Annotated in this window: 23 protein-coding genes; 13 read left to right on the top strand and 10 right to left on the bottom strand. The window is 70.8% G+C overall.

The genetic code is table 11. The features are described from left to right. Positions 1-38 precede the first annotated feature (38 nt). From AB0K52_RS09985 to AB0K52_RS09960, 6 genes are all read left to right on the top strand, one after another. Positions 39-1,244: an ROK family transcriptional regulator gene (locus AB0K52_RS09985; RefSeq protein ID WP_363528894.1), complete on the top strand. Its 1,206-nt coding sequence runs from the start codon at positions 39-41 to the stop codon at positions 1,242-1,244. Between the two features lie 298 nt (positions 1,245-1,542). After that, a complete protein-coding gene (locus tag AB0K52_RS09980) occupies positions 1,543-2,841 on the top strand; it encodes an extracellular solute-binding protein (protein WP_363528891.1) in 1,299 nt (432 codons plus the stop codon). 13 nt (positions 2,842-2,854) lie between these two features. After that, complete coding sequence (locus AB0K52_RS09975) at positions 2,855-3,823, top strand: sugar ABC transporter permease (RefSeq protein WP_363528888.1); 969 nt, start codon at positions 2,855-2,857, stop codon at positions 3,821-3,823. 3 nt (positions 3,824-3,826) lie between these two features. Next, entirely contained in the window at positions 3,827-4,696 is an 870-nt protein-coding gene (locus tag AB0K52_RS09970) for a carbohydrate ABC transporter permease (protein WP_363528885.1), read from the top strand. Between the two features lie 148 nt (positions 4,697-4,844). Continuing rightward, positions 4,845-5,231 carry a DUF4234 domain-containing protein gene (locus AB0K52_RS09965; protein ID WP_208494936.1) on the top strand — a complete coding sequence of 129 codons (387 nt, stop codon included), beginning with the start codon at positions 4,845-4,847 and terminating at the stop codon, positions 5,229-5,231. Between the two features lie 142 nt (positions 5,232-5,373). Further along, the gene (locus AB0K52_RS09960; protein WP_363528881.1) at positions 5,374-5,889 is read left to right on the top strand and encodes an adenine phosphoribosyltransferase; all 516 of its coding nucleotides are present in this window, start codon (positions 5,374-5,376) and stop codon (positions 5,887-5,889) included. Positions 5,890-5,965: 76 nt separating this feature from the next. Here AB0K52_RS09960 and AB0K52_RS09955 read toward each other — a convergent pair whose 3' ends face one another. Then, positions 5,966-6,565, bottom strand: coding sequence for a bifunctional 4-hydroxy-2-oxoglutarate aldolase/2-dehydro-3-deoxy-phosphogluconate aldolase (locus AB0K52_RS09955; protein ID WP_363528878.1), 600 nt, complete (start codon positions 6,563-6,565; stop codon positions 5,966-5,968). Beyond that, on the bottom strand, positions 6,562-7,476 hold the full coding sequence (locus tag AB0K52_RS09950) for a sugar kinase (protein WP_363528875.1): 915 nt from the start codon (positions 7,474-7,476) through the stop codon (positions 6,562-6,564). The genes AB0K52_RS09955 and AB0K52_RS09950 overlap by 4 nt, the downstream gene beginning before the upstream one ends. A 190-nt stretch (positions 7,477-7,666) precedes the next feature. Here AB0K52_RS09950 and AB0K52_RS09945 point away from each other — a divergent pair, with 190 nt between their 5' ends. The 3 genes from AB0K52_RS09945 (at position 7,667) to AB0K52_RS09935 (ending at position 11,254) form a co-directional block, all read left to right on the top strand. Further along, the gene (locus AB0K52_RS09945) at positions 7,667-8,077 is read left to right on the top strand and encodes a hypothetical protein (protein ID WP_363528872.1); all 411 of its coding nucleotides are present in this window, start codon (positions 7,667-7,669) and stop codon (positions 8,075-8,077) included. 517 nt (positions 8,078-8,594) lie between these two features. Continuing rightward, a complete protein-coding gene (locus tag AB0K52_RS09940; RefSeq protein WP_363528869.1) occupies positions 8,595-10,508 on the top strand; it encodes a DEAD/DEAH box helicase in 1,914 nt (637 codons plus the stop codon). Then, entirely contained in the window at positions 10,505-11,254 is a 750-nt protein-coding gene (locus AB0K52_RS09935) for a hypothetical protein (RefSeq protein ID WP_363528866.1), read from the top strand. Before AB0K52_RS09940 ends, AB0K52_RS09935 begins: the two co-directional genes overlap by 4 nt. A 470-nt stretch (positions 11,255-11,724) precedes the next feature. Here AB0K52_RS09935 and AB0K52_RS09930 read toward each other — a convergent pair whose 3' ends face one another. Both AB0K52_RS09930 and AB0K52_RS09925 read right to left on the bottom strand, forming a co-directional pair. Further along, a complete protein-coding gene (locus AB0K52_RS09930) occupies positions 11,725-11,973 on the bottom strand; it encodes a hypothetical protein (RefSeq protein WP_363528863.1) in 249 nt (82 codons plus the stop codon). A gap of 104 nt (positions 11,974-12,077) precedes the next feature. Next, positions 12,078-12,728 (bottom strand): HAD-IA family hydrolase, encoded by a 651-nt coding sequence (locus AB0K52_RS09925; protein WP_363528860.1) that lies wholly within the window; start codon positions 12,726-12,728, stop codon positions 12,078-12,080. 149 nt (positions 12,729-12,877) lie between these two features. On the opposite strand from AB0K52_RS09925, the gene AB0K52_RS09920 reads away from it, so the two are divergent. Both AB0K52_RS09920 and AB0K52_RS09915 read left to right on the top strand, forming a co-directional pair. Beyond that, positions 12,878-13,411 carry a GNAT family N-acetyltransferase gene (locus tag AB0K52_RS09920; protein WP_363528857.1) on the top strand — a complete coding sequence of 178 codons (534 nt, stop codon included), beginning with the start codon at positions 12,878-12,880 and terminating at the stop codon, positions 13,409-13,411. A gap of 28 nt (positions 13,412-13,439) precedes the next feature. Continuing rightward, positions 13,440-14,210 carry a class I SAM-dependent methyltransferase gene (locus tag AB0K52_RS09915; RefSeq protein ID WP_363528854.1) on the top strand — a complete coding sequence of 257 codons (771 nt, stop codon included), beginning with the start codon at positions 13,440-13,442 and terminating at the stop codon, positions 14,208-14,210. A gap of 268 nt (positions 14,211-14,478) precedes the next feature. Here AB0K52_RS09915 and AB0K52_RS09910 read toward each other — a convergent pair whose 3' ends face one another. The 5 genes from AB0K52_RS09910 to AB0K52_RS09890 all read right to left on the bottom strand — a co-directional run bounded on the left by AB0K52_RS09910 (position 14,479) and on the right by AB0K52_RS09890 (position 20,045). Continuing rightward, a complete protein-coding gene (locus AB0K52_RS09910) occupies positions 14,479-15,153 on the bottom strand; it encodes a response regulator transcription factor (RefSeq protein WP_363528851.1) in 675 nt (224 codons plus the stop codon). After that, positions 15,150-16,361: a histidine kinase gene (locus tag AB0K52_RS09905; protein ID WP_363528848.1), complete on the bottom strand. Its 1,212-nt coding sequence runs from the start codon at positions 16,359-16,361 to the stop codon at positions 15,150-15,152. The genes AB0K52_RS09910 and AB0K52_RS09905 overlap by 4 nt, the downstream gene beginning before the upstream one ends. 10 nt (positions 16,362-16,371) lie before the next feature. Then, the gene (locus tag AB0K52_RS09900; protein ID WP_363528845.1) at positions 16,372-17,193 is read right to left on the bottom strand and encodes an ABC transporter permease subunit; all 822 of its coding nucleotides are present in this window, start codon (positions 17,191-17,193) and stop codon (positions 16,372-16,374) included. Then, the gene (locus AB0K52_RS09895) at positions 17,190-18,110 is read right to left on the bottom strand and encodes an ABC transporter ATP-binding protein (protein ID WP_363528843.1); all 921 of its coding nucleotides are present in this window, start codon (positions 18,108-18,110) and stop codon (positions 17,190-17,192) included. The genes AB0K52_RS09900 and AB0K52_RS09895 overlap by 4 nt, the downstream gene beginning before the upstream one ends. Before the next feature lie 246 nt (positions 18,111-18,356). Beyond that, positions 18,357-20,045 (bottom strand): bifunctional 3'-5' exonuclease/DNA polymerase, encoded by a 1,689-nt coding sequence (locus AB0K52_RS09890; protein ID WP_363528840.1) that lies wholly within the window; start codon positions 20,043-20,045, stop codon positions 18,357-18,359. A 90-nt stretch (positions 20,046-20,135) separates the two neighbouring features. On the opposite strand from AB0K52_RS09890, the gene AB0K52_RS09885 reads away from it, so the two are divergent. Together AB0K52_RS09885 and AB0K52_RS09880 are read left to right on the top strand one after the other, a co-directional pair. Continuing rightward, positions 20,136-20,279: a GPGG-motif small membrane protein gene (locus AB0K52_RS09885; RefSeq protein WP_208494950.1), complete on the top strand. Its 144-nt coding sequence runs from the start codon at positions 20,136-20,138 to the stop codon at positions 20,277-20,279. 95 nt (positions 20,280-20,374) lie between these two features. Further along, complete coding sequence (locus AB0K52_RS09880; RefSeq protein WP_363528837.1) at positions 20,375-21,448, top strand: hypothetical protein; 1,074 nt, start codon at positions 20,375-20,377, stop codon at positions 21,446-21,448. A 9-nt stretch (positions 21,449-21,457) separates the two neighbouring features. Here the strand turns inward: AB0K52_RS09880 and AB0K52_RS09875 are convergent, their stop codons facing one another. Beyond that, the gene (locus AB0K52_RS09875; RefSeq protein WP_363528834.1) at positions 21,458-22,501 is read right to left on the bottom strand and encodes a LacI family DNA-binding transcriptional regulator; all 1,044 of its coding nucleotides are present in this window, start codon (positions 22,499-22,501) and stop codon (positions 21,458-21,460) included. Positions 22,502-22,503 lie beyond the last annotated feature (2 nt).

The raw sequence follows: 22,503 nt of genomic DNA, 5'->3' as shown, positions 1-22,503 counted from the left end.
CATTTACAAAGGCGGCAATCGCGCCGTACCATGCATCCATGAAGTCCACCTCGCGCGACATCCGCCTCCGCAACTGCTTCGCAGTGCTGCGGCACCTGATCGCGGACGCCCCCACCTCCCGCCAGATCCTCGCCCGCGAGACCGACCTCAGCGTCGCCACGGTCTCCAACCTGGTCACGGACCTGATCGAACTCGGCGTCGTCGTGGAGGTGGGCCGCGAGGACTCCGGCGGCGGCAGACCCCGGGCCCTGCTCGCCCCCAACGCCGGCGGCGGCGTCATGATCGGCGTCGACGTCGCCGAGACCTACGTCTACCTCGAGGTCTACGACCTCACCCTCGCCGTCGTCGACCGCGTCGAAGAGCGCATGGAACCCAGCGAGAACGCCCCCGAGCAGGTCATCGGCCACATCGCCTCCGCCATGGACCAGATCCGCGCCCGCCTCGGCGACCGCGCCATCCTCGGCCTCGGCGTCAGCCTCCCCGGCCAGGTCGACGTCACCTGGGGCGTCTCCGGCTTCGCCCCCAACTGGAACTGGCACGACGTCCCCTTCCGCAAACTCCTCGCCGACCGCCTCCAGCTCGGCGTCCCCATCTACCTCGACAACCCCCTCAAGACCATCACCGTCGGCGAACTCTGGTTCGGCGAAGGCCGCGGCGTCGACCGCCTCGCCGTCCTCATCCTCGGCACCGGCGTCGGCGCCGGCCTCGCCTTCGGCGGCCAGCTCTACCGCGGCGCCACCAACTCCGCGGGGGAGTGGGGCCACACCACCATCAACCCCGCCGGCCCTCAATGCCGCTGCGGCGCAAAGGGATGCATCGAAGCCTACGTAGGCGCCCCCGCCATCCTCTGGCACTGGGGCCAACTCGACGGCCGCGCCGGAGCCGGCTCCCAGACCGAGGCCATGGCCGCCCTCGCCACCGCCTGGGAGGCCGGCGACGCCACCGCCGTCCGCACCGTCGAGACCGTCGCCGAATACCTCGCCGCCGGCGTCGCCAACCTCCTCAACCTCTTCAACCCCGACCTCGTCGTCTTCGACGGCTGGGTCACCAGCGTCCTCGGCGACGCCCTCATCCCCGAATTCGAACGCCGCCTGGCCGACCACGCCATGGAGGCCCCCCTCAAAGCCGCCCGCCTCAAGCGCAACGGCCAGGACCGCAACATGGTCGCCCTCGGCGCCGCCGCGCTGGCCCTCGAAGGGCACCTGAACCGCCTGAACACGGTCGGCTCCCGCAGCCGCCGCTGAACACGGCGTCGGCCGCACCGCCCGCCGCATCCGACTCACCAGTCCCAGCCGAACCGTTCGGCGTGGGGCTTTCTCTGCTGTGCGCTGGGGAAACACCCGTCCCTCTGGTAGTGACCGCTCCCACTCGGATCGAGCGCAAATCGTTATCCGAGCCCTTACTCCAACCCATTGACAAAGTGAGTGGCGCTCGCAACACTGGGAGGCGAATCGACGGTTGTCGAAACTCCGCTGCGGCGTCGACCAGACCCGGGGTCGCACGGGAGCCCTTCCGACCTCTCAACGTAGCGAGGAGCTAGTCATGGTTGCCTTCAAGCGCAACAACTCTTCCCAGCAAACGTTCGCCAAACTGGCGATGAACCGCCGCCGCATGCTCGCCCTGGGCGGCCTCGCCGCCGGCGCCGGCGCGCTCAGCGCGTGCGGCGGCAACACCGGCCGCGGCTCCAGCGACGGCGTCAACCTCTCGCAGTGGTACCACCAGTACGGCGAGGCCGGCACCCAGCAGGCCGCCGAGAAGTACGCGGCCGCCTACAAGGACGCCACCGTCACCATCAACTGGATCCCCGGCGACTACGACACCGCGCTCTCCTCGGGCCTCCTGGCCGAGAAGGAGGGCGACTACCCGGACGTCTTCGAGGGCCACCTCAACCGCGCCATGGTCGAGTCCGAGCAGATCATCCCGCTCGACGACATCCTCGCCGACGTCCTCGACGACTACACTCCGGACGACCTGGCGCGCAACACGATCGACGGCAAGATCTACGGCGTCCGCATGATCGACGACCCGCAGTTCCTGTACTACCGGCCGTCCCTCCTCGAGGCCAAGGGCATCACGCCGCCCGCCACCTTCGACGAGCTCATGGCCGCCGCCGCCGAGCTCACCACCGGCGACGTCAAGGGCCTGTTCCTCGGCAACGACGACTCCGCCACCAAGCTGTTCCAGCCGATCGTCTTCTCCGCGGGCGAGACCCTGCTGACCGACGCCAACGAGATCGGCTTCACCAAGGAGACCGTCCTCGCCGGGGCCATGCAGGTCAAGGAGCTCCACGACTCCTCCTCGCTCCTGGTCGGCGCCCCCACCGAGGCGTGGGACCCGTCCTCGATCATCCAGAACCTCTGCGCCATCCAGTGGTGCGGCCTCTGGGCGCTCCCGCAGATCATCGAGGCCCACGGCGACGACATCAACGTCATCCCCGTGCCCGGCTTCAACGGCGGCACGCCCACCGTCTTCAACGGCGGCTGGGACACCTTCGTCAACGCCAAGTCCGCCAACATCGACGAGGCCAAGGCGTTCGTCAAGTGGCTGTGGATCGACAACGAGGAGTTCATCCTCGACTGGAACCTCTCCTACGGCTTCCACATCCCGCCCCGCCTTTCCATGCGCGGCGGCGCCGAGCAGCTGCAGTCCGGTCCCGCGGCCGAGGCCGTGCGGATCTCCGAGGAGTACGGCTGGGCCGAGAACCCCAACTGGACCCCGAAGATGGAGACCGCCGTCGACGACATGATGAACCACATCGTGCTGGAAGGGGCCGACCCCGACGCCGAGTTCGACGCGGCCGCCGCCACCATCCAGGGCGAACTCGACTCGATCTTCGGCTAGGGGAGTGCGCAACGTGGCAGTCTCCGCAGCGACCGCCGCGGACGCGACGGCGGGCACCGGGGAGCGCGCTCCCCGGGCCCGCCGAGGCGGACGGCGGCGGACCGCCCTCACCTTCTGGGGCTTCGTCGGGCCCTTCCTGATCGGCCTCCTGGTCTTCACGGTCATCCCGGTCGGCTGGAGCGCCTACCTGTCGTTCTTCGACGCGACGAACACCGTCAGCCCGACCCCGGAGGACTTCGTCGGGTTCGGCAACTACACGGCGATGCTCACCGACCCGGCGTTCCAGGACAGCCTCGTCACCTTCACCGTGTTCGCGGCGTTCATCGTCCCGGTCACCTTCGCGTTCTCGCTCGGCCTGGCGCTCATGCTCAACCGGGTGCGCTTCATGCGCGCGTTCTTCCGCTCGGTGTTCTTCCTGCCGTTCGCCTGCTCCTATGTGGTGGCGGCCCTGGTGTGGAAGATGTCGATCTTCAACGGCGTCCGGTACGGCCTGGCCAACACGGTCCTCGACCTGTTCGGGGTCGAGGAGATCGCCTGGCTCTTCCGCCCCGACCCGCCGTGGTTCTGGCTCGTCATCGTCTCGCTGCGCCTGTGGATCCAGGTCGGCTTCTACATGATCCTGTTCATCGCCGCGCTGCAGCAGATCCCGCAGCACCTCTACGAGGCCGCCTATGTGGACGGCGCGAAGCCCGGGCCCCAGACGTTCTGGCACATCACGCTCCCGCAACTGCGAGCCACGTCCGTCGCGGTGCTCATGCTCATCCTCATCGCCGCCTACCAGGCGTTCGACGAGTTCCTGCTCCTGGTCGGCACCATGCCCTCCGCCCGACCGCCGCTGGTGTACCTGTACCAGACCTCGCTGGGCATGCAGCAGGAGCTGGGCACCGGGTCGGCCGGCGCGCTCATCCTGGCGCTCCTCATCGCGATCGTCACCCTCCTGCAGGGCAAGTTCCTCGGCTTCGGCAACTCGGAAGATCGGTGAGCCATGACCACTGAGACCAAGCGACCCGCCCCGGTCGGCCGCAGGCGCGGCCCCAGCTCCGGCGGCACGGTCAACTTCCTGGCGCTCAGCGTCCTCGCGGTGCTGTTCCTCATCCCCTTCTACCTGATCCTGCGGAACGCGCTCTCGACCGACGCCGAGATCACCGCGCCCGGCTGGATGTGGTTCCCCGTCGCGCCGGCCTGGGAGAACATCGAGAAGCTCTTCACCGACCCGTCGGTGCCGATGGCCCGCGCGCTGCTGAACTCGGCGCTCGTGGCGATCCTGACGACGCTCGGCACCCTGTTCCTGTGCGCCACCGCCGGATACGGGCTCGCCCGCATCCCCTACCGCCACGCGAACAAGGTCTTCTACATCGTCCTGGCCACGCTCATGATCCCCGGCGCGATCACGTTCGTACCCAGCTTCGTGATGGTCTCCAGTCTCGGCTGGATTTCCGACCTGCGGGGCCTGGTCATCCCGACGCTGTTCAACGGGTTCGTGGCGTTCCTGTGCCGCCAGTACTTCCTGAGCTTCCCCCGGGAGCTCGAGGAGGCGGCGCGCGTCGACGGCCTCGGCTACTGGGGCTCGTTCTGGCGCATCGTGATCCCCAACTCCGGGAACTTCCTGGCGGCGATCGCGGTCATCACCTTCGTGGGCTCCTGGAACTCGTTCCTGTGGCCCTTGGTGATCGGGCGCTCGCCGGACTCGTGGACGGTGCAGGTGGCGTTGTCGACGTTCCTCACCGCGCAGACTGTGAGCCTCTCGCAGCTGTTCCTCGCGGCACTGGTCGCAATGCTGCCATTGCTGTTCGTCTTCTTGTTCCTGCAGCGATTCCTGGTCCAAGGAGTTGCGCAAACCGGGCTAAAGGGCTGATAGCGAGGGTCGCCCTAGTTCCTAACACGACAATTGCAAATGATAATGTGAGCTGCACTTCGGTCAGCGAGCCCAACCGGCTGCGGGTCCCGCCCGCAGCCGTGCGCTTTGACCGTGCCCGTCCCCTTTGTACAAGGAGTCATCCCCAGTGGAAGAACTGAAGATCCGGTCCCCGTTCGGCGTGTGGATCCTGACGCTCGTCACCTTCGGCATCTACGGCCTGTTCTGGTACGCCAAGACCGCCACCCAGATCAAGGCCGTCAACCCGAACAACCCCGGGAACGTCAGCGGCTCGAGCCTCGTGGTGTGGATGCTGTTCGGCTTCATCACCCTCTACATCGTGCCCATCATCAACTGGTTCAAGCTGTGCGCCTCGATCAAGGCCGAGCAGCAGGCCGCCGGTCTGGCCCCGACCTTCAACACCGGCGTGGCCACCCTGCTCTGCTTCGTCGCCGGCACCAACCTCTGCTACATCCAGGCCCAGCAGAACCTCGTGGTGAACGCCGTCAAGGCCCGTCAGGGCGTCCCCGCCTAAGGCGCCCTCCCGTCGTTGCACACGCGGAGGCGAAGCCCCCGGCCGCATGCGGCCGGGGGCTTCGTGGTGCGTGACGCGTGATATGCCACTGCGCCGCCGCAGCACCGCCCCGGACCGCCCCCGACCGGCTAACCTTGCCGCTGTGGATCTGACCGAATACGTGCCCGTCGTCCCCGACTTCCCCGAACCGGGGGTCGGCTTCCGCGACATCACGCCGCTGCTCGCCGCTCCCGAGGCCTTCCGCGCCTCGGTCGACCGGCTCCTTGAAGCCTGCGCGGCGCACCCGTACGACGCGATCGCCGCGTTCGACGCCCGCGGGTTCCTCTGGGCCGCCCCGCTCGCCGACCGCACCGGCAGCCCCCTCATCCCGATCCGCAAGGCCGGGAAGCTCCCGCGCGAGGCCGCGGTCGAGTCCTACCGCGGCGAGTACGCCGAAGTCCGCGTCGAGATGCACGCCGACTCGATCGGCGACGGCGACCGCGTCCTCCTCGTCGACGACGTCATCGCCACCGGCGAGTCCATGGCCGCCGGCATCCGCCTCGTCGAGGGCCTCGGCGGCACCGTCGCCGCCTGCGCCGCCCTCCTCGAGATCGCCTCCCTCTCGGGCCGCGACCGCCTCGACGGCTACCCGATCATCTCGCTCCTCGGCAAACTCTGAGCCCGCCGAGCGGCATCGACCGATGGCGCGTGACATGTCACATGTCACGCGCCATCGGTCTATGCGAAAGACCCGCTCAGCCGGTGAGCTTCGCCAGGTTCGCCGGGTCCGCCAGCGCCGACCCCATGCCGATGACCGAGGCCCCGGCCTTGATGTAAGTGTCGATCTCGTCCGGTCCCACACCGCCGGTCGCCACGAACTTCATCTCCGGGAACGGCCCGTGCATGGCCTTGAACCAGTCCGGTCCGAGGGTCGAGGCCGGGAACACCTTCACCCAGGTGCACCCCAGGTCCCGCGCCAGCCCGACCTCGCTCGCCGTCGCCACGCCCGGCAGGTGCGGCAGCCCGGCCGCGTGCGAGGCCTCGAGCACCGCCGGGTTCAGGCCCGGCGCGATCGTGTAGGCCGCGCCCGCCTCGGCCGCCCGCTCCACGTGCCCGGCCGAGACGACCGTGCCCGCGCCGACCAGGCGCCCGCTCGGCGCCGCGGACTTCACCGCCGCGGCCAGCGCCTCCTCCTGCCCGGGCTTGCCGATCGGGACCTCGACCAGGTCGAACCCGGCCTCCCACACCCGCTCCGAGAGCGCCACGGTCTCCTCTGCGGGCAGCCCCCGCCAGATCGCCATGACACGCTGCCCGGCGAAGAGGCGGTCGAAGAATTCGCCTTGATCAATGGTCACTGGTCCTCCAGGATGGCTCGGACGGTCTCGGGTGGCGGCGGGGGCGCGAGGTCCCCGACGGTCTGGAGGGCGCCGGCCGCGAGCCGGTGGCCCAGCCGCATCGACGCCTCGACGGAGGCGTCCTGCAAGCGGCCGTAAAGGAATCCGGCGGCGAACGCGTCGCCGGCGCCGACCGGCTCGACCACGTCGACCGGTTCGGCGGGGGAGTACCAGCGCTCGCCGTCAGCGAACGCGGTGACGCCGTTCCCGCCGTCCTTGACGACGAGCACGCCCGCGCCCGGCACGAGCTCGCGCACGTCCTCGGCGGTGTCGGCGCCCCAGAGGGTCTGGGCTTCGTCGAGCCCGACGAACGCGATGTCGGCCGCGTCGGCGAGCCGCCCCAGCGCCGGCCCGGCCTCGCTCACGGGCCACAGCGCGGGCCGGTAGTTGACGTCGAAGCTCACCGTCGCCGGGGCGAGCGCCCGCTCGACCATGAGTTCGTCGATGAGCGCGGCGCAGGACTCGGAGAGGACCGGGGTGATCCCGGAGAGGTGCAGCAGGCGCGGGGGCGCGACGCCGTCCAGGTGACCGGGCCCCATCGTCGAGGCCGCCGAGCCTCGCCGGTAGTAGTGGACGCGGGTGCCTTGCGGCCCAGGGTCTTTGAAGTAGACGCCAGTGGGCCGCGACGCGTCGGTCCGGACGTGTCGGCAGTCGACCCCGGCCTCGTCGAGGACGTCGCGGACGCGCTGGCCGAGCGGGTCGTCGCCGACCTTGCCGCACCAGGCGGCGCGGGCCCCGAGCCGGGCGAGCGCGACGGCGACGTTCGATTCGGCTCCCGCGACTCCCATGTGCAGGTCGACGGCGCCGCGGAGGGGTTCGGCGGCCGCGGGGGCGAGGACGATCATCGATTCGCCCAGGCACAGGACGTCCATGTGGCTCCGTTCGTGTCCGCGCTCGCGCGTGTGGGGGTCGGCAAGAGACCGCTTCAGCCTACCGACTGGAAAACGCATTCTCAAAGCGGCGGTCACCGCTTGCCGCTCGTGTGCCCGCGCGTCGGCTCCCATTGCGGACCCGCCCCCTCGCGTAGACTTGTGACACAGGCCTCTCACCTTGGAGCCGGACATGACCGACCTGCGTCTGGTGAAGCTCTTCGCGTGGACGATCGGCGTGCTGATCCTGCTGTGGATGCTCACCGAATGCCTCGGCGGCGCGAACGAGATCGACCCCGGCTACCAGGACCTCGAGCGCGACGACCAGCAGTACGCCGCCGACTGCGAGAACGCGTGGAAGGCCCTCGACCTGGCCGCGGGCGCGGACGGCGACAGCGTCGACGGCGTCGTGGACCAGATCGACGCCCTCGGCACCGAGATCGAGGACCCGAACCTCAAGTCGCTCACCGCGAACTTCGGCCAGCAGATCCAGGCGATCGTCGCCGACGTCCCGGACGGCGACGCCGAAGCCCTCGCCGACGCCCAGGCCGCGTTCCGAGACGACGCCGCCCTCGGTCTCGCGATGCGCTGCCCCCTGCGCTGACCGACCGGCACCGAACCGCGCACCCGGCCTGCGGACACCCGTGCACCGGGCATGCCCGCAACCTGGACACCGGTATTGACAGTGTTCGAAATTACCGCTAACTTCTACACGTTCGAACATCCTTCCGCCCGAAGGATGTCCAGTGGACCTCAATGTGGAGGAACGCGGCACGGCGCGCGAGCGCCCGGCCCGTCGGCACCTCCGCGCGGACTTTGCTCTGGGGTTGACGGGGCGGGACCGCCCGAAGGCGCCCGGGCCGCGTGATCGCGGCCGAGGCGACGACGGACGGTCCCGCCCCGTTCCGCGTCCCGGGGCCTCACCGTCCGTGCAACCGGTCCGATAGGCCGGATCGCGCCGGTGCAAGCGTTCGTCTGCCTTCGCACACCCCCGCCGCCGCGGGGGAGCGGCGAGCTGCGGTTTCACCCGTTCCCGGGCACCGGCCGCGGACCGTGCGTTTGGGTCCGGGGCCGCGCTTGTGGCAAAATGGCACGTCTGCCGTTGACCCGTAGGAGCCTCGTTGCCACCCAGCGAACTGCACGCCACCTTCCTGCCCGACCACGCCTCCCCGGCCGACGGTCGGCTGCTCTTCTTCGGCGGCGCGCACCCCGGGGCCGCGGTGGCCGAGCTCGGGCTCCCCCCTGGCGACACGGTGGACGCCGAGCTCTACCTCGGCGGCGAGCTCCTCGAGGTCGAAGGCGTCGCCATGCCGGTGCGCCCGGTCCTGCCCGCGCTCACGCGCATCGCCTCGCGCCCCGACATCACCGAGTCGGTCGCGGTCTGGGCGCGCATCGCGAACGCGGTCGACGACGACAAGTTCGACGACCTCGACCGCATCGCCGGGGAACTGCCCGCCGAAGGGCACGCCGTCCCGCACTCCGAAGGGCACGTCTGGACCGCGAAGGCCCTCGTGGGCGCGTTCGTCGAGTCGTTCACCGAGCTGCTGCGCTCCGACTCCGGGCTGAACCTGCGGCTCATCACCGCCCAGCACTCCGACCCCGGCGACGTCCGCGTCAACGCCGACCTGCGCAAATACCAGTCGCACGGCATCGCGTGGCTCGAAGCCGCGGCCGAAGGCGGCGCGGGCGTCATCCTCGCCGACGACATGGGCCTGGGCAAGACCCTCCAGTCCATCGGGCTGCTCGTGCGCCGCGCCGGGAACGCCCCGCACCTCGTCGTCTGCCCCACCTCGCTCGTCGGCAACTGGCAGCGCGAGATCACCCGGTTCGCGTCCCAGCTGACCGTGCACCTCCACCACGGCCCGGCCCGCACCAAGGACCGCGCGCCGCTCACCGAGGCCGACGTCGTCGTCACCTCGTACTCGATCGCACTGCGCGACATCAAGCTGCTGCGCCAGATCGCGTTCGACACGATCGTCATCGACGAGGCCCAGGCCATCAAGAACCACCGGTCCCGCACCGCCGGGGCCGTCCGCGACCTCACCGGCCGCGTCCGCGTCGCCCTCACCGGCACGCCCGTGGAGAACCACCTCTCCGAGCTGTGGTCGATCTCCGAGTTCGTCAACCCCGGCCTCCTGGGCGGCCAGACCGACTTCAAGCGCCGCTTCGCCGACCCCATCGAGATCGGCCGCGACCCCGTCTCCGCCGCGACCCTCCGCGCCCGCATCGACCCGGTCGTCCTGCGCCGCATGAAAGAGGACGTCGCCGCCGACCTCCCGCCCAAGATCGAGGCCGTCGTCGCCTGCACCATGACCGACGAGCAGGCCGGACTCTACAAGGAGGCCATCCGCGAGGCATTCGACGAGGGCCTGGGCGACGGCATCACCCGCCGCGGCCGCGTCCTCAAACTGCTGACCCGCCTCAAGCAGATCTGCAACCACCCCGTCCAGTACGTCGGCGAAGGCGACAGCGCCGCCGCCGGGCTCGCCGAACGCTCCGGCAAACTCGACCGGGTCACCGAGATGCTCGCCGAAGTCGTCGACGAAGGCGACAAGACCCTCATCTTCACCCAGTACCGGCAGATGGGCGAGCTCCTCTCGCGCCACCTCCACGCCGAACTCGGCGTCGCCGCGCCGTTCCTGCACGGCGGGCTCGACCAGCCCGCCCGCGACCGGCTCGTCGAGGAGTTCCAGACCGGCGAAGGCCCCGCGATCCTCCTCGTCTCCCTGCGCGCGGGCGGCACCGGCCTCAACCTCACCGGCGCCTCCCACGTCGTCCACTACGACCGCTGGTGGAACCCGGCCGTCGAAGACCAGGCCACTGACCGCGCCCACCGCATCGGCCAGACCCGCACGGTGCACGTCCACAAGCTCGTCACCGCCGGCTCCCTCGAAGAACGCGTCGATGAACTCCTCCAGCGCAAACGCGCCATCGCCGACGCCGTCGTCGGCAACGGCGAGGACTGGCTCGGCGACCTCGACGACTCCCAGCTGCGCAAACTCATCGAACTCGACGACGCCGGAGGCCACCTGTGAGCGACCCGTACGGACGGACCTGGTGGGGCCGCAAATGGTGGCGCGCCCTGGAGACCATCGGCCTGAACTACCCCGACCAGCGCATCGTCAAAGGCCGCGCCCTCGCCGGGCACGGCGCCGTCACCGGCATGTCCATCGACCCCGGCAAGGTCACCGGCCGCGTCACCGACACCAACGGCACCTTCGAGACCGAGATCCGGATCCCCGTCTACAACGCCTCCGCGTGGGCCGCCGGGATGACCGCGCTGTCGCTCTCACCCTCGTGCGTCGCCGGGCTCCTCGCCGGACGCCTGCCCAAACGCATCGACGACGTCCTCGCCGAGACCGGCATGCGCCTGCTGCCCAAGAAATTCGTCACCGAGGACCACAACCGCATCACCGCCGACTGCCCCTGCGCCGACAACCGCGAAGTCTGCGCGCACATCATGGCGCTCGCCCTCGTCAGCGCCGCCAAGATGGACGACGACCCCTGGCTCGTCCTCCTCCTGCGCGGCGGCCCCACCCGCGACCTCGCCGGCCGCCTCCGCGCCGCCCGCGTCGCCAGCATGGACGCCGCCCAACCCGTCTTAGCCGAACACGCCGAAGCCGGGCCGCGTTTCACGGCCCGGCTTCGTTCACGGCAAGTCAGCTGCCGGCGAGTTCGAACCGCTCGGCGATCCAGATGTCGAGCTGCGCCAGATCGGTGCAGGACTCGATCGACTCGCGCCGTTCCTCGCTCACCGGACCCTCTGCTCCAAGCATCATGATCAGCGTTGCCCGGGCATGCTTGAGCGCACCCTTGTCGAGGAGCTTCTCGGTGTACTTGGAGTGGAAGAGACGGTCTTCGGTCTTCATCAGTGCCTCCAGCAATGTCGCAGGCTCCTTGGCCAAGGTGTTGAGCAGGAACCTCACGTAGTCAGCTGCACGTCCTGGCTCGATGGTACCGAGCCACCGGTCGAGCGTTCGAGACGAACAGTTCGGTCGGTGCGGCCTTCGGCTGCCGCCGCATGACCGCTGCGGCGACAGCCGCGGCCGCATTCGGCGGCCGCTCGTCGGAGCCGAGGTCCGGCATGTTCCCCGGGCCGACCGTCGCGACGGCGACCGCACTGCCCGGACCCATGCGGATCCCGCGGCGAAACCTCCTGGCGAGCGAGTCGGTGCGGCAGAGCATGAGCAGCACCACCGGGATGCGGTGATCCTCGAATGCACGGGTCATGTAGCCGGGCGACCGGAAGTACTAGTCCTCGCACCACTCGTTCTGCACTTCGCAGACGACCAGCAGGCCCTTCCGGTCGGCGAACCCGAGGCGGACGACACCGTCCGCGCGTCGCTCCGTCGGTCCGGCGGACCCTACCGCGCCCGAGCGCGTCTCAGCGGAAACGCACGTCGCGCCGCGCGGCCCGCCCGCGAGCCCGAGCATCCACGGCACCGACGCCGGTTCGTCCTGGATCAGTTTCACGAGGATCTCGTGGAACTCTCCTGGCATTGACTCCTCTTTCCATGTCGAGCGATTCACCCGAAGGAACGAGGGACGAACCGGACGGACACGGCAATGTCAGACAGGCGAGATGGGCCGAGAACGCAACTGCGTCAAGCCAAGACGACCGACAGGCCCGAACCGTTGGCGGACACCGTCACCGACCGCATGTCGGCGATGCGCGGCAGCCCGTCCGCAACCTCGCCCTCATAGCCGCCCACGACCACCGTCGCCGCACCGGCGGCCTTCGCCGACGCCAGACCCGCCGGAGCGTCCTCGAACACCACCGCCTCCGACGCGTCGAACCCCAACGCCTTCGCCGCCAGCATGTACGGCTGCGGATGCGGCTTGCCCCTCGTCACGTCATCCGCCGCCACCAGTATCTTCGGCAGCGGAATGCCCACTGCCGCCAGCCGCCGCAGCGTCAGCGCCCGCGTCGCCGACGTCACCACCGCCCACCGGTCCCGGTCCAGCCCCCGCAGCAGCGCCGCCGACCCCGGCACCTCGCTGATCCCGTCCGTCCGGTCGATCTCCTCCGCCTCGATCCGGTCGGTCTCCGCCACCACGTCCACACCATGCGGCGCGAACTCCGCCACCACCTCGATCGTCGGCCGCCCGTGCGCCACCGCCAAGATCGCCGACGCCTCCAGACCGTGCCGGGCCGCGAACCGCCCCCACGCCCGCTCCACCGAAGCCGTCGAATCGACCAGCGTCCCGTCCATGTCGAACAGCAGCACCGAACCCGTCAGCACCGAATCGCCCATGCGTACCTCCTCGCGTCAGGACCGTCACGCTACCAACGGAACATGACGGCCACGCTAACTCTCACGAAGGATTCGAACACCGCCCTCGTGAGCCCCCGCCGCGCCGATAACGGTTGCGCGAAACCCCACGGCCCCTTACCGTCGACACCGTGCCAGCGCTCATCCTCCCCACCGCCCGCCTCGGGCGCTCCTTCGCCGCGGCCCTCCGCGAATTCCAGACCGAAGGCCGCGGCGGACCCGACGACCGCTCCCTCCTCGGCAACCTCCTCCGCGACGCCGGCCCGCCCGACGGCACCGACGCATGGATCGAACGCGTCCTCGACTTCGAACGCCGCCTCACCACCGACCCGCCCGGCGACTTCGTCCCCGCCACCACCTACTGGTGGACCGACGCCGACACCTACCTGGGCCGCATCAACCTCCGCCACCGCCTCAACGACGACCTCCGCGAGATCGGCGGCCACATCGGATACGACATCCGCCCCACCGCCCGCCGCCGCGGCCACGCCACCGCCATGCTCGCCGCCGTCCTGCCCCGCGCCGCCGCCCTCGGCATCACCGAAGCCCTCATCACCTGCGACACCGACAACACCGCCTCCCGCAAGGTCATCGAAGCCAACGGCGGGGTACTCGAAGACGAACGCGGCGGCAAACTCAGGTTCCGGGTGCCCACCGCGGCATAGCAACGCAAGCTGACACAGGTTGGGGGACATGGTGGGACTCAAACGCGTCGACTACGACCGCACACAGCACGCCGGATACGCCAAGGGCCGCAGGCTCCTCCCCGCGAGCCGCCGCACCTGGCTCCGGGCCTTCCGCGCGCACGCCGGCGACCGCCGCATCGGCACGATCGTCGACGTCGGCTCCGGCACCGGACGGTTCACTCCCGCGCTGGCCGACGAGTTCGGGGCCGACGTCATCGGCGTCGAACCCTCGGCCCGGATGCGGGAGGTCGCCCACGTCGAGTCCTCGCACCCGCTGGTCACGTACGTGCCAGGGCACGCCGCGGACCTGCCGCTCGACGACGCGAGCGCCGACCTGGCGCTCATGTTCCTCGTCTGGCACCATGTGCCCGACCGGCCCGCGGCCGCGCGGGAGCTGGCGCGGGTCCTCAAACCCGGCGCGCGACTGCTCATGGCGACCACCCTCTCCGACCGGCTGAAAGACCTGCTGCTCTACCGGTACTTCCCGCGCACCCGCGACATCGACGCCGAAGTGTTCCCCACGCTGGAGGAGACCTTGGGCGTCTTCGCCGACGCCGGATTCGCGCACGCCGGGCTCACCGAGGTCCACCACCGGTCGGCCGACAGCCTCACCGAGTACGCCGGGCGGCAGCGCATGCGGGCGCTGTCGGTCTACGAGCACCTGACCGACGAGGAGTACCGGGACGGGCTCGCGGCCCTCGAAGACGACGCGGCCGACGAGACCGTCCCGCGCCCGGTCGAATCCGAATGCGACCTGCTCGCCTTCACCCGCCGCTGAGGCGCGCGGTCCCGCCGCGCCGGCGGTGCCATGTCATATGGCACCGCCGGTCACGACCGTTCGGATTCAGGCGGTGCCGCGCGCCATGTGACGCGCCACCGCGCGATCAGGGCTCCGAACGGCCCAGCTTCGGCACACGACACATGACATGTGACATACCACTGCGGTGAGGACGCTGACCCGTACCAGCGGGCCCGCATTCGCGCCACATGACATGTGACATGCCACCGGCGACCGGCGACCGGCGACCGGCACGCCCGCCCTGCCCCTAGTGGCCGTCGGGGGCGACGAGGCCGGTGTTGTACGCGAAGATGACCGCCTGCACCCGGTCTCGGGCGCCGATCTTGGCGAGGATGCGGCCCACGTGGGTCTTCACCGTCGACTCGGCGAGATGGAACCGCTCGGCGATCTCGGTGTTGTTCCAGCCGCGACCGATCGCCGTCAGGACCTCCCGCTCCCGCTCGGTCAGCACCTCGAGCCGCTCGGCCGAGGCCGACGGCTCGTCTTCGCCCTCAACGGGGAACTGGTCGGCGAAACGGTCGAGCAGCCGCCGCGTCAGCTTCGGCGCGACCACGGCGTCCCCGGCCGCGACCACGCGGATGCCCGCGAGGAGCTCCTCCGGCTGGGCGTCCTTCACCAGGAACCCGCTGGCGCCCGCCCGCAGCGCCGCATACGCGTACTCGTCCAGATCGAACGTGGTCAGCACCAGCACCCGGCTGCGACCGCCCGCCGCGATGATCCGCCGCGTCGCCTCGATCCCGTCCACGCCCGGCATGCGCACGTCCATGAGCACCACGTCGGGGCCCAGCTCGGTCGCCCGCCGCACCGCGTCGGCACCGTTGTCCGCCTCCCCGAGCACCACCAGATCCGGCTGGCTCTCCACCAGCATCCGGAACCCCATGCGCTGCAACGGGTGGTCGTCCACGATCAGCAACGTGGTCACCGGCGCTCCTCTCCGTCCCGGGGCAGCCACAAGGCGACCCGCCAACCGCCGAGCGCTTCAGGCCCGGCCACCATCGTGCCGCCGAACGCCGCCGCACGCTCCGACAAGCCTGCCAGACCACGGGCCGTGCCGGCCTCGTCCACCCGGTTCCCCGTGTTGTGCACCGTCACGGCGAGCCCGGCGTCACGGTACTCCAGGGACACCTTGGCCCGCTTGACACCGCGCGCGTGCTTGAACACGTTCGTCAGCGACTCCTGCACCGTCCGGTACACCGCCAGCTGCTGGTTCTCCGACAGCGCCAGCGGCTCGCCCGTCACCGTCACCGTCACCGGCAGCCCCGCCTCCCGGACCCGCTCGATGAGCGCGTCCAGATCGGCCAGTCCCGGCTGCGGCGCCAGCTCCAGCTCCTCGCCCTCCTCGGCCTTCAGCACCGACAGCACCCGCCGCAGCTCCGCCAGCGCCTCCCGGCTCGTGCGCCCGATCGCCTCCAGCGCCTCCTTCGCCTTCTCCGGCTTGGCGGTCGCCGCGTACGCCCCGCCGTCGGCGAGCGCGTTGATCACCGCCAGGTTGTGCCCGATGATGTCGTGCATCTCCCGCGCGATCCGGTTGCGCTCCACGGCTACCGCCTGATGCGCCGCCTGGTCCCGCTCCGAGTGCTGGAACTCCCGGCGCGTGCGCATCAGCATGCCGATCGTCACGATGAACCCGAAGTAGATCGCCGTCGGCGCGAAGAACCCGAGAAACCCCAGCACCGACAGGCCTTCGTTGACCAGCCCGTCGACCAGCGACGGCAGCAGCGAGACGAGCGCAGCCCACCACACCAGCTTGAGCGGGCGCCGCACCACCAGGTTGTAGAGCACCACCGTGTAAGACAGCGCCGCAGCGCCGGCCACGAAACCCGCGTTCTCGTTGCTCGTGTACCCCAGCGGGATCATGATCCCCGTCGGCACGCACTGGCTCACCAGCACTGAGAACGGATACCGGCGCCGCCAGATCGTCGGCACCAGGAACATCGCCACGAGCATGAGCTGCAGCAGCGGACGCTCCGGCTTGAACTCGCCGGCCGCCGCCGCCAGCACTCCGATGCAGGAGGGGAAGACGAACAGGAAGATCGGGAAGAGATTCCAAAGCAGCGGATGCCGGGAGTCGAACTCCAGCATCCGCTGCCACATCCCGCGCTTGCGGGGAACCGTAACGGCCTCGGCCACGGGTACATGCTCACACGTCGCGACGCTTGAGCAGCACGCCCGCCAGCCCGTACGTGACGACGAGCCAGACGCCCATCCACAGCCAGGACTCGCCCACGGACAGGGTCGCCCCGGCCGGGTCGACCATGAGCAGCGTGTTCGGCACGTTGCCGGGCGCGTACGGGGTCACGTCGGTCACCCAGTTCCACGGCAGCAGCGTCGCCAGTTGCGGCAGGATCATGATCACGCCGATGTAGAACCCGATCGAACCGGCCGAGTTGCGCAGGATCGCGCCGATGCCCAGGGCCAGCAGCGCCAGGTACACGATCATCGCCGTGTAGCCGAGCAGCGCCCGCAGTACCCCGTCGTCCGAGAGCGAGACACCGCCCAGGCCCGTGCCCGAGAAGATCGCCTGCGTCATGAAGAACGTCAGGAACACCATGGCGCCGAACAGGACCGCGACCACGGCCCCGTACACGGCGGCCTTCGCCCACAGCACCGAAAGCCGCTTCGGCGCCGCCGACATCGTCGAGCGGATCGACCCGGTCGAGTACTCGCCGGTCACCGTCAGGATGCCCAGCACGGCGACGAACACCGACGCGAGCGCGATGCCCGCCATCGAGAAGTCGATCGCGGAGGCCGCGCCGCCGATCGCCTGGTCGTCCGGGACGCTGGACGCGATGATCGCGCCCAGGCCCGCGCTGAACACGACCGCGCACAGCAGCACGATCCAGGTCGAGCGCAGCGACCACAGCTTCGTCCACTCCGAACGGAGCAGGCCCGCCGCGGAGAGCTGGTATTGCGTCGGCGGCGTGTAGGCCGCGGGGCGGTCGGTCATCACAGCGGCGGTCATCGGTTCGCCCCTTCGGTGGTCTGGCGGTACTCGACCGCGTCGGCGGTCAACTGCATGAACGCGTCCTCAAGGGACCCGCGGTCGGTGCGCAGCTCGTGCAGCACCAGTCCGTGCGCGGCCGCGGTCTGACCGACCACGGCGGCCTCGGTACCCGTCACCTCGAGGACTCCGCGCTCGGGGCTCGCAACGCTGATGCCGGGCCCGGCCAGGTGCTCGGCGAGCCGTGCGGCGTCGGGAGAGACGACGCGCACGCGCGCCTGCCCGTTCCCCGACACGAAGGCGTCCACTGTGGTGTCGGCCAGGAGCCTGCCCTGCCCGATCACGACGAGGTGCTCGGCGGTCTGGGCCAGCTCGCTCATCAGGTGCGAGGACAGGAACACCGTGCGCCCTTCGGCCGCGAGGCCCTTGAGCAGCAGGCGGATCCACTTCACACCGTCGGGGTCGAGGCCGTTCACCGGCTCGTCCAGGATCAGCACGGCCGGGTCGCCCAGGAGCGCCACGGCGATGCCGAGGCGCTGGCCCATGCCGAGGCTGAAGCCGCCGACGCGTTTGCCGGCGACCTCGTGGAGGCCGACGAGGTCGATGACCTCGGTGACGCGGCGCTTGGGGATGCCGTGGGTGCGGGCGAGGGCCAGGAGGTGCTTGTAGGCGCTGCGGCCGGCGTGGACGGACTTGGCCTCGAGGAGCGCGCCGACCTCGGTGAGGGGCGAGCGGAACTCGGAGTAGTGCTTGCCGTTGACGCGGGCGAGGCCGCTGGTGGGCGTGTCCAGGCCGACGATGGCGCGCATCGTGGTGGACTTCCCGGCGCCGTTGGGGCCGAGGAAGCCGGTGACGACGCCGGGTTTGACGGTGAACGTCAGATCGTCCACGGCCGTCTTCTTGCCGTAGCGCTTCGTCAAGTGCTCGATCTCGATCATGTCCCGAACGCTACGGCGCGGGCGGCGGTGCTTCATCCGTTTCGAGAGCGAACTTCAGGGACGCGAGTGGTACCCGGGTACTACTACTTCGAGCCGGTGCGCGGCAAGGGGACTGGGTCGAATCGGACAAGTAGTGCGTGACGCGTCATATATTACCCGTATCGAAGACCCCCTGGGAACACCCTGGCATACGGGTCCGACACCGGCGGTCGCTGCAATCGGGGCGGAGCGGCGGGGGCCGGTCGCTCATTTCGCTTCGGAGTAGCTGTCGACCACCTTGGGGCGCAGCGGGATGCGGACGGGCAGGTCGCCGAAGAGGGTCGTGGTGGCGGCCGCCGCGGCCTGTTCGATGACCTCGCCGACCGCAGCGGCGTGTTCGGCGGGGCAGTGGACCACGACCTCGTCGTGGAGGAAGAACACGAGTTCGCCGAGGCGGCGCTCGTGGAGTTCGCGGCGCAGCAGCGCCAGCAGGACCAGGGCCCATTCGGCGGCGGTGCCCTGGACGATGAAGTTGCGGGTGAAGCGGCCGCGGCCCGTCGCGGCCTTGGTGCCGTCCTCGGAGTTGAGGGTCTGCCACCAGCGTTCGCCCGGGGCGGGCACGGTGCGGCCGAGCCAGGTGCGGACGAGCCCGCCCTTCTCGCCGATGCGGGCGGCCGACTCGACCCGGTGGAACGCGGCGGGGAAGCGGTCGCGCATGAGCTGCACCAGCTGCGCCGCGTCACCGGCGGTCCCGCCGTACATCGCGGAGATGAGCGCGATCTTGGCCTTCGAACGCTCGCCTCCCAGACGCGGCGCGAGCTCGGTGTACAGGTCGTCGGCGGCCGTGGCGGCGATCATCGCCTGGTCGCCGCTGATGGCGGCGAGGAGCCGCGGTTCGAGCTGCGCGGCGTCGGCCGCGACGAGCTTCCACCCCGGCTCGGCCCGGATCGCCTCGCGCACGGCGTGGGGGAGCTGCAGCGCTCCGCCGCCGTCGGTGCCCCAGCGCCCGGTGTCGGCCCCGCCGACCATGTACACGGGCCGGAAGCGGCCCCGGTCGGCGAGCGCCGGATCCGCCGCGGCCCCCGGCGTGCCCGTCGCGGTGACCCAGGCGTCGGCCCAGTTCCAGCCGAACGCCGTCCACACGCGGGCGTGCTCGCGGTAGACCTTGAGCGCTTCGACGGCGGGGTGCTCGACCGAGGCGAGCTCCCAGGAGTGCGTGGTCTTCACCTCGAGCCCGGCCGCGTGGAAGGCGGCGAGGACCTGCTTGGTCGAGTCGGGGTTGAGGTGGTGCCCGAACGCCTCGACCACCTTGTCGGCCAACGCCTGGAGCTTGCGCGGCCGCATGCCCTTGGTGGGGCGCGGCCCGAGCAGGTCGCGCAGGAGCCGGTCGTGCACGGAGCGGTCGAACGGCACGCCGGTGCGGCCCATCTCGGCGGCCACCAGGGCCCCGGCGGACTCGGCGGCGAGCAGCGTGCCCAGGCCCGGGATGCCGGCCGCGGCGGTGCGCCGCCGCTGGTCGAGCCAGGTCGCCTGGAGCTTGACCAGGAGCGCGGGGCCGTCGACCGGTTCGGGCTCGCGCTCGAAGAGCGTCCCCGCATCGGGGTCGGACTCGGCGGCGACCTTCGGGGGCTCGCGGCCTTCGACGCGGGAGAGTATGCGCTCGGCGAGCCGCAGGTCGCGGCAGCGGTCGAGGCGGGCCCCGGCCTCCAGCAGCGGCGGGTAGTCGCGGGCGGCGTCGGCCAGGACCCAGCGCGGTCCTTCGGGAGCGCCCTGCGGGAGCGGCCGCCCCTCGTCGTCCTCGGCGACGGGCACCGCAGCCTGCGCGGCACCGCCGCGGGCATCGGCCTCGAGCGCGGTCACCGCGGCCGCGAGGTCGCGGTGGTAGGCGACGGCGCCGCCGGGGAGGGGCATGGTCCACCCTTCCCCGCCGCGACCGTGCACGAGTGCGACCTCCACGCAGCCATTGGAGCACAGGCCCCCGACATTCCCACCCGCTCAGACTGGACTGTAGACATACTTTCCCGGAGTCGCGGGTAACCGGTCCGCATGGCACTCATTTTGTGGATCCTCGCGGTCCTTCTCGTCATTTACGGCATCGTCATGATCTTCCGGGGTCAGGTGCTGCTGGGCATCGTCGTGATCATCGTCGGCCTGCTGGTCGGCCCGGGCGGGGTGAGCCTCTTCACGTAGCGCGGCCGCTTCCGGCCGCGCGCACACGTGCGGCCGGAAGCGGCCTTGCCCGCCGTTCCGCGACCCTGGTCGAAGAAAGCTCATATTCTGGGCACATGGCTATGCCTCCGAACACCGGCGGCCCGCCGCAGGGCCCCGATCCTCAGCGTCCGGAGGGCCACGACACCGGGCAACCGGGCGGCCCTGGCCCTCAACCGCAACCTGACGGCCCGAGCCCGCAGGTCCCGCCAGGGGCGGGCCCGCCGCAGCCGGGCCCTCCGGCGTCCCCGTACACGCCGAGCGGAACCTGGCCCAGCGGGCCGCAACCGCCCGGCGGCTCCGAGCCCAGCGGGCCGCCGCCCTCCAGCGGCGGTTACCCGCCCGCAGGCCCGCCGCCCACCGGCGGCTACACGTACCAGTGGGCCCCGCAAGGGCCGCCGCCGAAACCCCATCGCACCGGACTCATCATCGGCGTCATCGCCGCCGCCGCGGTGCTCGTCCTCGGCGGCCTCGCGCTCATCGCGTTCAACCTCACCCGCGACCAAGACGACCAATCCGCGTCCGAGTCGCAGTCAGAATCCGAGGACTCCGAAGCGCGCCCCGACGTCGAAGGCGAGGAAGAGCCGGGCATCGCCGGAGCGGTAGGCGCCTGTCTCCCCTTCGAGCCGGTCCTCATCGGCGTCACCATCGACCTCACCACCTCCTGCGACAGCGCAGCGGCATTCTGGGAGGTCACCGCCGCCAGCGACACGGTCGACGCGACCGCGAACGCCGAGGGCGCCATCTCGGACCCGCAGACCGTGTACGACGTCTGCGGCCCCGAGCACGCCCGGTTCGACCCCGGCGAGCGCTGGAAGGACTTCTACTTCACCTACGAGGACGCCACCAGGTCCGTAGCCGAGTTCTACTGCGTCGAGGCCATCGGCAATCCCGACGAGCTCGGCCGGCTCCCGGTGACGCCCGACACCGGCGACTGCTTCGACGACAGCGATCGCTGGTGGACCGTGCCCTGCGGCGACGCGGGCGCCCTGTACACCGTGGTCGACACCGTCCAGGTGGACCCGCCCGCCGAAATGACGGTCGACGAGGCCGACGCCGCCTCGGCCCCGTGCTCCGGCGGCGCCTACCTCTGGCAGATCACCGACATCGAAGGCCGGACCACCGCGATCCTCTGCGGGGACTACCTGTAGGGGCCGGCCTCAGGCGGACTCCCGCACCACCAGTTCGGTCGGGAGGATCTGCAGCGGAGCGACCTCATGGCCGTCCAGGAGCCGCAGCATGGCCCGCGCCATGCTGCGGCCGATCTCCGCGATCGGCTGCCGCACCGTCGTCAGCGGCGGATCGCAGTACGTCGCCAGCGCGATGTCGTCGAACCCGACCACCGCCACGTCCTCGGGCACTCGCCGCCCCGCCTCCCGCAGTGCCTGCAGCGCGCCGTGCGCCATCAGGTCCGAGGCCACGAACACCGCGTCGAGGTCCGGCTCGTCCGCCAGCAGCTGCCGCATCCCCGCATGCCCCGACTCCGCCGTGAAATCCCCGACCGCGACGATCGCGCGCCGGTCCGCGGCGGCCAGCGCCTCCCGGTACCCGTCCAGGCGCTCCCGGCCCGCCACCATGTCCTGCGGGCCCGCGACGGTGGCGATCCGCCTGCGCCCCTTCGCGATCAGGAACTCGATCGCCGCCTTCACTCCGCCGATGTGGTCGACGTCGATGCAGGGGGCGTCCACATGCGGCAGTCCGTTGCACACGACCGGCACGCCCCGGCGCAGCATCAGCTCCGGCAGCAGGTCCGCGTCGTGCAGCGACGCGAACATGACGCCGTCGACGTGCCCGCCCACCGCGTACCGCTCCGCCCGCGACCGCGCCTCCGCCGAACCCGTGGTCAGCAGTACCAGCAGCTTCCCGGCCGCGTCGAGCTCCCCGGCCACGCCCCGGATGACGCTCGGGAAGAACTGGTCGTCCGAGAAGACCCGGTTCGGCGACTCCGGCAGGATCAGCGCCACCGAATCGGTCCGGTGCGTCACGAGCGACCGCGCGGCCGCGTGCGGCACGTACCCGAGCTCGGCCGCCGCCGCCTCCACTGCCCGCCGCAGGTCCTCGGCGACCGTCGTCTGCCCGTTGACGACCCGCGAGACGGTCGCGCGCGACACGCCCGCCCGCTCCGCGACCTCCTCCAAGGTGGGGCGGCCGGCGCGGGGAGTCCGCACCGCCCCGCCGCCGGGCACCGCTTCCGCTCGCCGCATGC

Source organism: Glycomyces sp. NPDC049804 (genome assembly GCF_040674615.1).
Lineage (GTDB): Bacteria > Actinomycetota > Actinomycetes > Mycobacteriales > Micromonosporaceae > Glycomyces > Glycomyces niveus.
This window is presented reverse-complemented; position numbering and strand designations above follow the sequence as displayed.